Source organism: Halobium salinum, assembly GCF_026586625.1.
Lineage (GTDB): Archaea > Halobacteriota > Halobacteria > Halobacteriales > Haloferacaceae > Halobium > Halobium salinum.
Genome location: NZ_JAODIW010000008.1, coordinates 371869 through 384615 on the forward strand (window position 1 = coordinate 371869; position 12747 = coordinate 384615).

Below are 12747 nucleotides of genomic sequence, written 5' to 3' on the forward strand. Positions count from 1 at the left end.
AGCGTGCGTGACCGACGGAGGCGTCGCGCCGTGAAAAACGCCGCGTTCGGCCCGCGGAGCGGACTCCCGGGCGAACCCGTCGCTTCAGCCGACGATGGCCGCCGAGAGCGCCGAGACGACGGTCTCCCAGACCGAGAACCCGACCGTGAGCGAGAGCACCGTGTCCAGCCCGAAGAAGAGAAACACCGCCGCTCCGAGGAGGTGCGCCTTCCGAGCGTCGACCCGGTGGGAGAACTTGTAGAAGAACAGGGCGTTGGCGAGGCTCACCGGGATGATGGCGAGCATCTCCCCGAGCCAGATCGCCGGCGTCGCACCGTACTGGACGGCGAGCCCGATGGTGACGAGCTGCGTCTTGTCGCCGAACTCGCCGGTCGCCATCATCAGGAAGATGGGGACGAACCCGCCGAACTGTTCGGGGAGTTCGCGCCCGAAGACGGTGGGCTGGTCGACGGTGCCGACCGTCCCGCCGTCGGTCTGGGCGGCCATCGACGCCCCCGGTTCGGGGGCCGAGCGGAGCAGGAGGAGACCGAACAGGAGGAACAACCCGGCGGTGATGGTGTCCAGGACGACCCCCGGAAGGACCTGCTGGACGGCGCTCCCGAACGCGACCTCGACGGCCGTCCACCCCGCGAAGGCGGTGCCGGCCGCCGCCACCACGACGTATGGGTTGTAGCGGGTCGACAGCCCGGCGATGATGAACTGCACCTTCTCGCCCGGGAGGACGAGTAGCTGTGCGACGAACGCGACCGCGACGATTTCGAGGAAGCCGGTCACGCCCCTCCGGCCCCTGTCGCGGCGTCACTCTCGATTTCGACGGCGCTGACCCGGATGGAGCCCGCGACCGACTCGGGGAGGCTCTGTTCGTCGTCACGGTCGGCGACCGGGTCCTCGTCGTCGCCGCGTCGGAGCACCCTGACGGTCACCATCCCGAACGGGGCCACGTCGACGACTTCGAGCTCGGTTCCGGGAGTGATGCCGGCTTCGGCGAGGTACGCCAGCTCCGCCTCGTCGCGGTCGCTGACGCGGGTGACGACGACGCGGTCGCCGACCTCGTGACCGCTGAGGCGGCTCCCCTCCTCGACCTGCAGGGGTTCGAGGTCGGCGCCGGGGATGGGGTCGCCGTGGGGGTCAACGGTGGGGTTGCCGAGCGCCTCGGCGACGCGGCGCTCGAACTCCTCGCTGATGTGGTGTTCGAGCGCGTCGGCCTCCTCGTGGACCTCCGACCAGTCGTAGTCGAGGTGCTCGGCGAGGTACGCTTCGAGGAGCCGGTGGTGGCGGATGACCTCGAGGGCGACGGTCTCGCCCTCGTCGGTGAGCTCGACGCCCTTGTACTTCTCGCGGTCGACCAGCCCGCGCTCCTCGAGCTTCTCGACCATGCTCGTCACCGTCGGCGGCGTCTTCCCGAGCCGCTCGGCGATGGCCGACGTGGACACCGGCGGCCCCTCCTCCGACTGGAGGACGTAGATGGCCTTCAGGTAGTCCTCCATCACGTCGCTCAACATACGCGGGATTAGGCCAGTCGAACGCAAATAGTTGGTGGGTCGAATTACGGCTGACGGTGGAAGGGTGCGTTCGGTGGGGGTCAAACCGTCGACGATTCTCGGAAGCCCCCGAACGCTGGACTCGCGCGCCTCGCTGCGCGCTTCGTTCGCGCCTTCGGCGCTCACTCCAGTGCTTACGTCGTCCCGAGAAGCCTGCGGCTTCTCGTGGGCTGCACGAGAGCTTTGCTCTCGCGAACGCCGTGCTTCGTCCAGCACCGGGAGAGCGAAGCTCTCCCGAGCTCACGGGCGCTTCGCGCCCGTGACCGCCCGGCCCCTTCCGGAACCCCACCCGACGCCGGAAGTCCGGCCGGTCGTCGCTTCTCTCGGTCCGGTGAGTCGCTCGGCGGGACGCGATTCGTCTTCCGTAGCGAGCCAGTGTGGGACCGCCCTACCGCCCCTTCACGTGCTCGTCGAGGAACTCCACGACCGCCGTGTACGTCTCGATGCGGTTCGGGAGTTTGGCGACGCCGTGGCCCTCGTCGTCGAAGACGAGTTCGCGGACCGGAATCCCCTGTTCGCGGGCTTCCTCGACGATTTGGTGGGCCTCGCCGACCGGCACGCGCGGGTCGTTCGCGCCGTGGATGACGAACAGCGGCGCGTCGATGCGGTCGACTCTGTTGATGGGCGAGATGGATTCGAGGAACTCGCGGTCCTCCTCCAGCGAGCCGTACTCGGCCTCGCGGAGCTCGCGGCGCCAGGCGCCGGTGTTCTCGAGGAACGTGACGAAGTTGGCGATGCCGACGATGTCGACGCCGGCGGCCCACAGCTCCGGATACTCGGTCATCGCCGCGAGCACCATGAACCCGCCGTAGGACCCGCCCATGACGGCGATGCGGTCGGGGTCGACCTCGGGGTGCTCGTGGAGCCACTCGACGCCCGCCTGCAGGTCCTTCACCGAGTCCATTCGCTTCTCCACGTCGTCGAGGTGTGTGTACGCCCGACCGTACCCCGAGGAACCCCGGACGTTCGGCTCGAACACCGCGTACCCGTTGCGGAGGAGGTACTGCTTGACCGGCGCGAACGACGGCCGACGCTGGGACTCGGGGCCGCCGTGGACGTCGACGACGACCGGGACGCCGCCCTCGGAGCCGTCGGCGGCGTTCCCCCCGGCCGAGTCCGGAAGCGAGAAGAAGGCCGGAATCTCCCGGTCGTCGAACGTCGGGTACCGGACGAGTTCGGGTTCGACGAACGTCTCGCGGGGGATACCGGCGGTCGCGGCGGCGGTCCAGCGCGTCGTCTCGCCGGTGTCGGCGTCGACGACGTGGACGTTCGTGTTCTCGGTCCGTCCGGTGACGGTGATGGCGAAGCGCTCGGCGTCGGGGCCGAAGCTCACGCCGCCGGCGACGCCGCGGGGGAGGTCCACCTCGACGCGGTCGACGAGCGTGTCCGGGTCGTCGCCGAGCCGGGCGCTCGTCAGCTCGGTGTAGCCGTCGACGTTGCGCGAGAAGACGAGCCGACCCGTGTCCTGGTCGAGGGCGACGCCGCCGAGGTTCCACTCGCCGCCGGACTCGACGGTGGAGAGTTCGCCGGAGTCGAGGTCAAGCCGACCGAGGTAGAGGGTGTCCGTCCCGCGGTCGGTGACGAGGTAGAGGCTCCCCCCGTCGGGCGCCCACTCGACGCTCACGTAGTTCACCTCGTCGTCGGTCTCGGGGGTGACCTGTTCGAGGTCACCCGTTTCGAGGTCGAGGACGTGCACGTCGTGGTCGAAGCTCGCGCGGGCCTCGTGGACGAGCAGGCGGGAGTCGTCGGGACTCCACCCGGCCAGGGAGAGCCAGCCGTCGCCCTCGTGGACCATCGTGGCCTCGTCGCCGCGCTCGTCGCGACACTGCACGTACACGTCGAAGGCGGACTCGTCGCGGCGGTTCGAGGCGAACGCGAAGCGCTCGCCGTCGTCGCTCCAGCCGCCCCAGCGGTGTTTCGCCTCGGAGTGGCGCGTCAGGTCGACGAGTTCGCCCGTCTGGGGGCGGAGCAGGTGGAGTTGCGCGCGCTCGTTGCCGCCCTCGTCGATACCGAAGACGAGTTCGGGTCGCTCCGGCGACCACGTACAGAAGGTGACGCCGTCCTCGTAGAAGGTGTGCTGTTCGGGCCATCGGTTCGGTCCCCCCACCGACCACACCTGCGCGGTGCCGGTGGTGTTCATCAGGAAGGCGAGGGACTCCCCGTCGGGGGCGAACGAGGCGCCGTACGCGCTCCGGACGTTGAGGTAGCGCTCGACGTCGTACTGCGGGTAGCCGTCCCCGTCGCCCTCGTGGTCCTCCCCGTCGTCCTCGTGGTCGGTCATTGCACACGAGTGCGGCGCCGAGGACAAAGCGGTTCTCATGCCGGAACCCGAAGCCGACCACGGCGGGGAACACCGCCTCTCGAGAGGCCACGTCCGACTGGGGCCCACGACCGGCCTACCCGAGGTCCGTCGCGGCCGCCCGCCCGACCCCGGTGCGTCCGACGGTGCGAGAGGCGGACGACGCGAGAGGTGGATTTTTAACGGCGGGTCGCAACCCGACCGATATGCGTATCGCGTTCGTCTCCATGCTCACGGCGGCTCACCGGGAGACGCCGGCGACGCGGCGGACGCGACGGGTCGCTCGCCAGCTCGCCGCCCGAGGTCACGACGTAGTCGTTCTCTGTTCGGGCTGGTGGGACGGACCCAACGAAGAGTTCCAGGCGGAGAACGTCCTGTATCGGGCAATCGTCGACGAGCCCTCGGCGCGGACGTTCGCCACTCGGCTCCCCTTCGCGCTCAGAAAGGTCAAGCCGGACGTGGTTCACGCCGTCAACAGCCCACCGGGGCACGTCCGCGCGGCCAACGCCGCCGGAACCGTGGTTCGAGCGCCCGTCGTCGTCGACTGGTGGAACGACGTGGAGGGCGACTCCGCGAAGGGGTACCGCCGGGCCGCCCGCGCCGCCGACGCCGTCCTCACCCCCTCGGAGACGGTGAAGACTCGCGTCCGCGAACACGGTGCCCGCGAGGCCGACGTGCGGGTCGTCCCCGAGAGCGTGGACATGGACCTCGTCCGAAGCGCGTCGGTCGACAACCGTGCGGACGTGGTGTACGCCCGCGACCTCGACGCCGCCTGCAACGTCGAGGGGTTCCTCCTCGCGCTCGCCGAACTCCGGAACCGGGACTGGCGCGCGACCGTCGTCGGCGACGGACCCCTCCGCGAGGAGGCCGAGGGCGTCGCCCGCGACCTCCGCATCGACGACCGCGTGGAGTTCCTCGGCGACCTCTCCCGCGAGGAGCGCGTGCCGATATTCAAAGGCGCACACCTGTTCGCCCAGACGGCCTTCCGCGAGGCGTTCCCGGCCGACCTGTTGTGGGCGCTCGCCTGTGGCTGTCTCGGCGTCGTCGAGTACCAGGCCGACTCCAGCGCCCACGAACTGGTCGAGGGCCGGGACCGCGGGCGCCTGGTGACGAGCCCGCAGGAGTTGGCCGCCGAGATAGCGGCCGCCGGCTCGGTCCCCCACGAGACGGTCAACGAGGACTACGCGGCGTTCGACCACGACGCCGTGCTGGAGCGATACCTCGACTGCTACCGGGCCACCGTCGACGCCCACGGACTGTTCTGAACGCGTCTCACAGGGCGGGGGACAGGGGAAAGTAGATGACGACAGACATCGTGGTAGTACGTGGGACTATCTCCATATATGATACGAACAGACTGTCCGAACTGTGGGGCGCTCTCCCGCCACATCTGGAACGGGACGACCTGCCAGCACTGCGACTTCGAGAGCGGTGGGTGAGCGACCGTCCTGCGTTGGCGGGCCGACGTAGTGGTCGACGACCATCGGAATCGGAGAGATTGGCGGTCGACAGCGCTCCATCGCCCGATAGCGGCCCGCGAGTCACCGGACGCTACGAGGGTGAGGCGCTGTCGGTCGGCGCCGACTGCTACCAGGTCCGGACCCACCAGTCGGCCGAACCGCTCGAGAAGTACGTCTTCGTCGCCTCAGGTGTTCGTCAATCGAGAGGCGTGAGGGTGACGGCGTACCGGGTCGGGCGAGTGACCCCCAGACCGACGAGGGTGGTCCGTCGAGTACTGTCAGAAATCCAGTACTATTTTGTTGCTTCGGATTCGCGAACCTGTAGATGCGCCGACGAGAAATTCTTGCCCTCGCGGGGACTGGTTTGGTGGGTAGCGTTGCTGGGTGTACCGGTGAAGGTGGGACCGAGACGATGGACGGCTCCGAAGGGACGGAAGCCGGTTCCGGTGACAGCGGTAGCGAATCGACGACTACGGGGACCACGACCGCGGCAAGCACGGGTACGATGACGCCGACGGCGACACCGACGACGACAGCCACGAGCACTCCCAGCGGAACGGCGGACGTGGGTATCGGGAAAGCCGAACTGGTCAAAGAAAGCGGCTCGTACACTACCGACGTCGGCGCACAGGTCGACGTCGAAAACTCGGGGTCGGCTCGTGTGGGACAAATCGAACTCAGTGCGAAGTTCTACGACGATTCGGATTCCCTGTTGGAGAACTCTTCGGGGTTCCTCCCGACGCTCGGTGCCGGCCAGATGTGGGACGCGTACGTGATGTATCTCGGGTCGAACCCCGAGAACGTCGCATCCGTCGAAGTCGACGGCCAGTACGCCGAACGGGTCCCGGACTACAACCCCGATGAGCTACCTGTCAGCGGTGTCTCGACGGAGAAGACGGACATGGAAGTCATGACGACGGGGTCCGTGAAGAACGATACAGGGGGCAGCGTTAGTTACCTGGAGGCAGTGGCGATTTACAAGAAAGACGAGAATACGGTTCTCAACAGCGGACTCGACAACGTCAACGACGTGCCAGCCGGGGACAACTGGAAGTTCGAGACGTCGGCGATGCCGCCGAAGTGGCGGATGGAGGAGTACAGCGGGGCGACTGTCTTCGTCTCGATGTCGAACTACTGAATCGGCTCAACGTCTATCGGAGGGACATCCGTTCGGTAGCCTCCTACTGCGGACTCTGCCACAGATAGCTACGATTGGCAGGACCTCTCGGATGACACTACTCGACCCCTCAATTTCGAAACATTTCATCGATTCGCCGACGACGGAGCTGTAGCCCCGTCCCTGCACCCATCAGAGATGTGACTCGACACCCGGCGATAGAGAAAAACGTCGAGCAGCGTGTCTTCCGTTACTCGGTCTCCGCCGCGCCGTAGTCGCCGCCGTACTTCAGGAAGAAGTACGACAGCCCCAGCGTCGCGATCATCAGGAACGTCGTCGCGAGGCCCAGAGACTTCGCGCTGTCGGGCACCTCGGGCGGACCGCCACCGCCGCCGCCACCGCCGCCACCGCCGCCTGCGTCGGCGCTCACCGTCACGCTACCGACCATGCCGGCGCTCTCGTGGGGGGTACAGACGTACTCGAAGGTCCCCTCCGTCTCGAAGGTGAAGGTGTACTCGTGACCGGTGTCGAAGAGGTCCTCCCCGGTCCCCTCCCAGCTCGACCCTTCGGGAATCGACGTGGGAACGACGTTGTGCCCGTCGCTCTCCCAGACCCACGTAATCGTGGAACCGGGGGTCACCTCGACCTCGGCGGGGTCGAAGACGAGTTCGTTGTCCGGCCCCACCGCGACGGTCTCGGACATCGCGGACGCACCGCCACCGCCCGAGGCGTTGCCGCCCGACTGGTTACCTCCGGAAGCGTTCCCGCCGGAGGCGTTGCCGCCCGACGCGTTGCCGCCGGTCTGGTTCCCGCCGGTCGCGTTCCCGCTCGACGTGTTGCCGCCGGCGGAAGCGTTACCCGCCGAGGCGTTCGTGTCGGCCGAAGCGTTCCCGGTGGAGCCGTTGCCGGCGCCGCCGGCCGTCGTGTTGTTGCCGGTCGCCGTTCCGTTCCCCTCCTGCTGGGCTGCCGCCGCGCCCGCCGCCGCGGTCGCTGCTGCACCCGCGGAGCCGAAGAGGAAGGCACGCCGCGAGACACCCTCGTTGGCGTCGGTCATTGTCGTCGCTTGGGAACCGGAGGTAGTGAATACTTTGGTTCGCCACCGACCTTTTTCTGCGTCGGGTCGCGCTGCGCGCGACCGCTCCTTGAAAAAGCTCGATCAAAAAGGGCCGCTCGCTCGGGCATCGCCCTCGCTCGCGGTTCTGCCCACTGGCTTACCTCCTCCGCACCGCCACCGCTACCGCCTCCGCACCGCCACCGCTACCGCATCTGCACCGGCAACGCCTATTCTCGCTTCGCCCCTACACCACGCATGCCGACCGCCGACCACCTCGGACACGTCCACCTCAAGGTTCGCGACCTCGACCGCGCCGTCGACTTCTACGGCTCGTTGCTCGGTCTCGGTGTGACCGAACGGCACGCGAACTTCGCCTTCCTCTCGTTCGGGGACCACCACCACGACCTCGCGCTGCAGGAGGTCAGTGACGACGCCCCGCCCGCGGAACTGGGACCGACCGTCGGTCTCTACCACAGCGCGTGGGAGGTCGCGGACGCGGCGGCACTCCGAACGACGTACGAGTACCTCCGCGAGCAGGGTACCGAGGTGACAGCCGTCGACCACGGCATCAGCAAGGCGCTGTACCTCGACGACCCGGACGGGAACGGCGTAGAGGTGTACCTCGACACGCGCGCGGAGAAGAACCGCGAGGCGTGGGAGGGACGGAACACTCGGTTCGACCCGGGGGCGCTCCGGACCGCCGACTGAATCCGGTCAGCGACCCAACAGCGTCGCCGCGGCGACCCCGTCGACCGCGACGACGAACCAGTAGCTACAGAGGCGATAGAGCAGGGCGACGGCGGCGGCGAGGTCGACCGGGAGCCCGCCGATTGCGACGAGCCCGGACGTGAGCGCGACCTCGACGCCGCCGAGTCCACCGGGGAGCGGGACCCACGTCGCCAATCCGGCGAGCGGGACGAGCAGGAGCGCGAGCGGAAGCGACACGGAGGCGTCGAGCGCCAGCGCGGCGGCGTACAGCGGCGCCGCGTAACAGCACCAGCCGAGCAGCGCGACCCCGCCCGCGACGCCGACCGCACGGCGGTTCCGCGCCTCGCCGACGACGTCGAGGGTCGCGTAGTAGTCCCGGAGGCCGGCCTCCACCGCGTCCGGGTTCAGGCGGCGCGGGGCGTGGCCGGTCGTCCGCCGGGCGAGAGCGTGACCGGCAGTCGCGAGACGCCGGACGGCCCGGGTGAGCGTCGGTCGGTAGACGGTGACGAGCGCGAGCAGTCCTGCGACGCCGCCGCCGGCGACCGCCAGCGACGCGACGAACACGTCCAGCCCCCGTCCGCCGGCGACGGCGACGGCACAGACCCCGACCGCCGCGATGGCGAGCGACGCGAGGAGGTTGAGCAGGTCCGACACCGTGACGGCCGCGAGCGTCCGCTCGTACTCCAGGTCGAACGCGTCGCTCACCCAGTAGGAGAGGATGGCCGGCCCGCTCACGTGGCCCATCGGCATGACCTGCTTAGTGAAGTCGCCGGCGAGGTACGCCGCGCGGAACCGAACGCCCGTGACCGGCCCCACCCCGTCCTCGGAGGCGGGTACCGTGAAGCTGAGCACCCGACGGAGCGCCTCGCTCCAGCAGAGGACGGCGACGACGGAGACGACGCCGCCGAGGGCGACCGGAACTGGGTCGGCGCCGGCGAGAGTACTCACGACACCGCGAACCCCGACGGTCTGTAGGAGTCCACCGACGACGAGGAGCGCGAGGGCGAAGCCGACGACGACGCGGCCGAACCGTCGGAGACGAGAGGGCACGTCCGGAGACGACGCGTGCTCGGGGCTTCGGTCTGTCGCCCTCGCGACGTCGGACTCGGGGTCGCCGTCGGCGTCACTCCGTGGTCGTCGCGTGGTCGACCTCGTCGTCGCTGGCGACCGCGGGCACCACCGTTTCGGGGGGCTTTTCTCCCCCTCTCGCCTACCCCGGCCCAATGAGAGTCGTCGTCATCGACAACCACGGACAGTTCACCCACCTGGAGGGGCGCGCGCTCCGGGACGCCGGCGTCGACCAGGAGATCGTCGACAACGACACGCCTCCCGAGGAGATAGACGCCGACGGGCTCGTCCTCTCGGGCGGCCCGGACATGGACCGCATCGGCCGCTGTGCCGAGTATCTGGAGCTGGACGTTCCCGTGCTCGGCATCTGTCTCGGGATGCAGGTCATGGCCGACCAACTCGACGGGCGCGTCGGGAGTGGCGAGTACGGCGGCTACGCCGACGTGACCGTCGAGATACTCGACGAGGCCGACCCGCTCGTCGGCTCGCTGGCACCCGAGACCCGCGTCTGGGCCAGTCACGCCGACGAGGTGAAGGAAGTGCCCGACGGCTTCACCCACACCGCGACGAGCGACGTCTGCGGCATCGAGGCGATGAGCGACGCCGACCGGGACCTCTACGGCGTCCAGTGGCACCCCGAGGTCGCACACACCGAGCGAGGACAGGAAGTGTTCGAGAACTTCATCGCGCGCTGTCGGTCGTAGTCGAACGTGTCGTCGGACAGTCGGACCCGGCGAACCGGAGTCGGCCCCTCTCGCCGACGCGTCCCAAATCGTTCAGGCGAATTTCCTATACGGCGAACCATCATTCGCCCTGGTAACAGAATGGTGCAAGAAACCGTGGACGCACGAACCCCGCAAGGACCCGGTCCGAACCGAGCGAAGCGCTCGACCGTCCGTCTCGGACACGGTACCGCCGCGCGACTGGCGTTCGAGGACGCGACGCAGTTCTACCGGTCTGCGAATCGCGAACTCGGCGACGAGATGGTTCGAGATGGGCTGGTCCACCTCGCGGTCGCGTTCGAAGGGGCGCCCGCCGACGAACGGGGTCCGTCCGCGATGTCCTTCGGTGGGGCGGACGGTTCGGCGGCCGACGACTGAACGCCGTGCGGGCCGGAGCACTCCCGACAGAGACCCAACGCGAGGTCGCGTCGGCGCCCGCCGCCGCGGCCCGGTCGCTGCCGTTATCGACGGCGTTGCTGCCGGCTTCCGGCGGAACCTCCGCCCTCGGGTGTCAGTCCGGCGTCGGGTCCGATACCGGGGCATCCGCCTCACATCGCCGTGCGGGGTGAGAGGGTCGTTCCGGCCTCCCGGCGAATCTGCAGTACCGTCGCCAGGTCCGCGGCGGTGACCGTTCCGACCACTTCGCCGTTCTCCTCGACGACTGCGGTCTTCGCTTCCGACCCGTTCAGCAGCCCGACGACCTCGAACATCGGGGTGTGGCCCGCCACCGTCGGGAACCCCTCGGACATGACGTCACGGACGGTCGTCGCGTTCCGTCGGCGCTTGCGGCGCAGACTGTCGAGCGAGACGACCCCGACGACCGACCCGGAGTCGTCCACGACGGGGTACGTCGTCCGCCGCTCCTCGAACATCCGCTCGCTCAGGTCCGACAGCCGGGTCTCGGGGGAGACGGGTCGCACGTTCGTGGACATGACGTCCGCCGCCGTCACGCCTTCGAGCAGCGTTTCGAGCGCGACGAACCTCGATTCGCCGTTCGCCGCCCCGTAGACGAACAAGGCGAGGAGGAACAGCATCGGACTGAACGAGAGGACGCCGAGGATGGCGAACCCGACCGCGAACAGCGACCCGACCCGGGCGGCCGTCCGGGTCGCCGAAGCGTACGGTCGCGAGCGGGCGAGCAGCGCGCGGAGGACCCGGCCGCCGTCCATCGGGAACGCCGGGAGGAGGTTGAACGCCGTGAGGACGACGTTCGTGACGACGAGCCACCCGAGGACGAACACGGCCGCCGGAGCCGAGGACGGGACCACCAGGACGGCGCCGTAACAGACGACGGCGACGAGCACGCTCGCCGCCGGGCCGGCGAGGGCTATCCACAGTTCCTGCGTCCACTCACGGGGCATCGACTCGAGATTCGCGAGACCGCCGAGCAGCCAGAGGGTTATCGACTGCACCTCGATACCGTACCGGCGTGCGGCCCACGCGTGGCCGAGTTCGTGAATCGTGACGCTGACGAACAGGCCGACTGCCGCGACGATGCCGATGAGCCACGGCGTCGTCCCGGCGCGGAGGACCGCCGGGTCGAGCGCCACGACGGGGAACGTGTTTATCAGTCCGGCGTAGAGGTCGATCTGTTCGCCGCTCCCGATGAGCCACGCCAGTATCGGGAGGACCACGGGGAGTGAAATGTGAATTCGAATCGGTATCCCCCACACCGAGACGAGTTCGTAATCCCTCACGGTCGAGATGTTGGGGAGGGGGAGGGTTGTACCTTGTGAGGGAGGGAGTCGGCCCCGAACGTTCGGATGGACTCTCGTCCGGGCGCCTTCGGCCGTCCTCCTCGACGGTGTGGTCGGCGGCGTCTCGGACGTGAGGCATATACTCTCGGCGAGTGGATTACCCGCTATGCCTGACGGCCGTGCGGCTCACCGTTGTTGGGCCGGCTATCTGACGCTGTTTCCGCTCCTGTTCGCACTCCAGACGACGACCCCCGACCCCGGCGTCGGCGTCGGTGGGGTGGCCGACTACTGGCCCACTATCGTCCGCGCGGGGTGGTTTCTCGGCGGGTTCCTCGTCGTCGTCCTGGTCGGCCGGTTCCTCGTCGAACCCATCCTCGCTCGAATCGTCCGCGACAGGAACCGGAACAATCCGACCCTTCGGGACGCGATTTTTCTCTACTTTCGGGCGTTCTTTCTCGTCGCGGCAGTGCTCGTCGGGGTGGGGTTCGCGGGCTACGGGCAGGTCCTGACCAGCTCCGCGCTCATCGTCGGCGCGGCGACGCTCGCCATCGGCGTCGCGGGTCAGCAGGTTCTCGGCTCGTTCGTCAGCGGGACGGCGCTGGTGTTCGACCCCGACTTCAACGTGGGCAACTACATCGAGTGGGACGGCGGCGAAGGCATCGTCGAATCGATATCGCTGCGAGTCACCCGCGTCAAGACGCCCGACGGCGAACTGGTCACGATTCCGAACACCGTCCTGACGAGTCAGGCGGTCACGCGACCCTACGGCCGGGGAAAACACCGTATCGTCGAGCGAATCAGCCTCACGAACGTGGACGATATCGACGAGGTGACGAGGCTCCTCGAAGGGGCGGCGGTCGGCCTCGACGGGGTGCTCGCGAATCCAGCGCCGAGCGTGTACGTCGACGAACTCACCGAGGACGGGGTCGTCCTTCGCGTCCGGTACTGGATCGAGGACCCGTACCAGCGCAACGTGTTCGCCATTCGGTCCGCGTACGTCCGCACCGTCAGGACCAGACTCGCGGAGGCCGGAATCGCCATCGAATCCGTTCTCAGGTCGTGAGCCGCGGGCCGACGGGCG

At 68.5% G+C, this 12747-nt stretch carries 12 protein-coding genes; 6 read left to right on the forward strand and 6 right to left on the reverse strand.

Features of this window, described 5'->3' with window-relative positions:
- Positions 1-84: 84 nt before the first annotated feature.
- The 3 genes from N5095_RS14005 to N5095_RS14015 all read right to left on the reverse strand — a co-directional run bounded on the left by N5095_RS14005 (position 85) and on the right by N5095_RS14015 (position 3822).
- Positions 85-774, reverse strand: a complete 690-nt coding sequence (locus N5095_RS14005) for a TMEM165/GDT1 family protein (RefSeq protein WP_267623528.1) — start codon at positions 772-774, stop codon at positions 85-87.
- Complete coding sequence (locus tag N5095_RS14010) at positions 771-1502, reverse strand: metal-dependent transcriptional regulator (RefSeq protein WP_267623530.1); 732 nt, start codon at positions 1500-1502, stop codon at positions 771-773. The genes N5095_RS14005 and N5095_RS14010 overlap by 4 nt, the downstream gene beginning before the upstream one ends.
- 427 nt (positions 1503-1929) lie before the next feature.
- The gene (locus tag N5095_RS14015) at positions 1930-3822 is read right to left on the reverse strand and encodes a S9 family peptidase (RefSeq protein WP_267623532.1); all 1893 of its coding nucleotides are present in this window, start codon (positions 3820-3822) and stop codon (positions 1930-1932) included.
- 224 nt (positions 3823-4046) lie between these two features.
- Here N5095_RS14015 and N5095_RS14020 point away from each other — a divergent pair, with 224 nt between their 5' ends.
- Positions 4047-5105: a glycosyltransferase family 4 protein gene (locus N5095_RS14020; RefSeq protein ID WP_267623533.1), complete on the forward strand. Its 1059-nt coding sequence runs from the start codon at positions 4047-4049 to the stop codon at positions 5103-5105.
- Positions 5106-5625: 520 nt separating this feature from the next.
- Positions 5626-6438 carry an FxLYD domain-containing protein gene (locus N5095_RS14025; protein WP_267623535.1) on the forward strand — a complete coding sequence of 271 codons (813 nt, stop codon included), beginning with the start codon at positions 5626-5628 and terminating at the stop codon, positions 6436-6438.
- A 229-nt stretch (positions 6439-6667) separates the two neighbouring features.
- Here N5095_RS14025 and N5095_RS14030 read toward each other — a convergent pair whose 3' ends face one another.
- On the reverse strand, positions 6668-7471 hold the full coding sequence (locus N5095_RS14030) for a plastocyanin/azurin family copper-binding protein (protein ID WP_267623536.1): 804 nt from the start codon (positions 7469-7471) through the stop codon (positions 6668-6670).
- A gap of 255 nt (positions 7472-7726) precedes the next feature.
- Here N5095_RS14030 and N5095_RS14035 point away from each other — a divergent pair, with 255 nt between their 5' ends.
- Positions 7727-8179 carry a VOC family protein gene (locus N5095_RS14035; RefSeq protein WP_267623537.1) on the forward strand — a complete coding sequence of 151 codons (453 nt, stop codon included), beginning with the start codon at positions 7727-7729 and terminating at the stop codon, positions 8177-8179.
- Positions 8180-8185: 6 nt separating this feature from the next.
- On the opposite strand, the gene N5095_RS14040 is transcribed toward N5095_RS14035, so the two are convergent.
- Positions 8186-9229: a lysylphosphatidylglycerol synthase transmembrane domain-containing protein gene (locus tag N5095_RS14040; protein ID WP_267623538.1), complete on the reverse strand. Its 1044-nt coding sequence runs from the start codon at positions 9227-9229 to the stop codon at positions 8186-8188.
- Between the two features lie 173 nt (positions 9230-9402).
- Here N5095_RS14040 and N5095_RS14045 point away from each other — a divergent pair, with 173 nt between their 5' ends.
- Both N5095_RS14045 and N5095_RS14050 read left to right on the forward strand, forming a co-directional pair.
- On the forward strand, positions 9403-9951 hold the full coding sequence (locus tag N5095_RS14045) for a GMP synthase subunit A (protein WP_267623539.1): 549 nt from the start codon (positions 9403-9405) through the stop codon (positions 9949-9951).
- Positions 9952-10086: 135 nt separating this feature from the next.
- On the forward strand, positions 10087-10347 hold the full coding sequence (locus tag N5095_RS14050) for a hypothetical protein (protein WP_267623541.1): 261 nt from the start codon (positions 10087-10089) through the stop codon (positions 10345-10347).
- Between the two features lie 170 nt (positions 10348-10517).
- Here N5095_RS14050 and N5095_RS14055 read toward each other — a convergent pair whose 3' ends face one another.
- Positions 10518-11666 carry a site-2 protease family protein gene (locus N5095_RS14055; RefSeq protein WP_267623542.1) on the reverse strand — a complete coding sequence of 383 codons (1149 nt, stop codon included), beginning with the start codon at positions 11664-11666 and terminating at the stop codon, positions 10518-10520.
- A 166-nt stretch (positions 11667-11832) separates the two neighbouring features.
- Between N5095_RS14055 and N5095_RS14060 the strand changes: the two genes are divergently transcribed.
- Positions 11833-12729, forward strand: a complete 897-nt coding sequence (locus tag N5095_RS14060; protein WP_267623543.1) for a mechanosensitive ion channel family protein — start codon at positions 11833-11835, stop codon at positions 12727-12729.
- The last annotated feature ends 18 nt before the right edge of the window (positions 12730-12747 follow it).

What these genes read in the sequence shown, in the direction of transcription:
- N5095_RS14035 (WP_267623537.1), top strand. Translation starts at nt 7,727, where the DNA reads ATGCCGACCGCCGACCACCTCGGACACGTCCACCTCAAGGTTCGCGAC.
- N5095_RS14045 (WP_267623539.1), top strand. Translation starts at nt 9,403, where the DNA reads ATGAGAGTCGTCGTCATCGACAACCACGGACAGTTCACCCACCTGGAG.
- N5095_RS14025 (WP_267623535.1), top strand. Translation starts at nt 5,626, where the DNA reads ATGCGCCGACGAGAAATTCTTGCCCTCGCGGGGACTGGTTTGGTGGGT.
- N5095_RS14020 (WP_267623533.1), top strand. Translation starts at nt 4,047, where the DNA reads ATGCGTATCGCGTTCGTCTCCATGCTCACGGCGGCTCACCGGGAGACG.
- N5095_RS14015 (WP_267623532.1), bottom strand. Translation starts at nt 3,822, where the DNA reads ATGACCGACCACGAGGACGACGGGGAGGACCACGAGGGCGACGGGGAC.
- N5095_RS14010 (WP_267623530.1), bottom strand. Translation starts at nt 1,502, where the DNA reads ATGTTGAGCGACGTGATGGAGGACTACCTGAAGGCCATCTACGTCCTC.
- N5095_RS14060 (WP_267623543.1), top strand. Translation starts at nt 11,833, where the DNA reads ATGCCTGACGGCCGTGCGGCTCACCGTTGTTGGGCCGGCTATCTGACG.
- N5095_RS14030 (WP_267623536.1), bottom strand. Translation starts at nt 7,471, where the DNA reads ATGACCGACGCCAACGAGGGTGTCTCGCGGCGTGCCTTCCTCTTCGGC.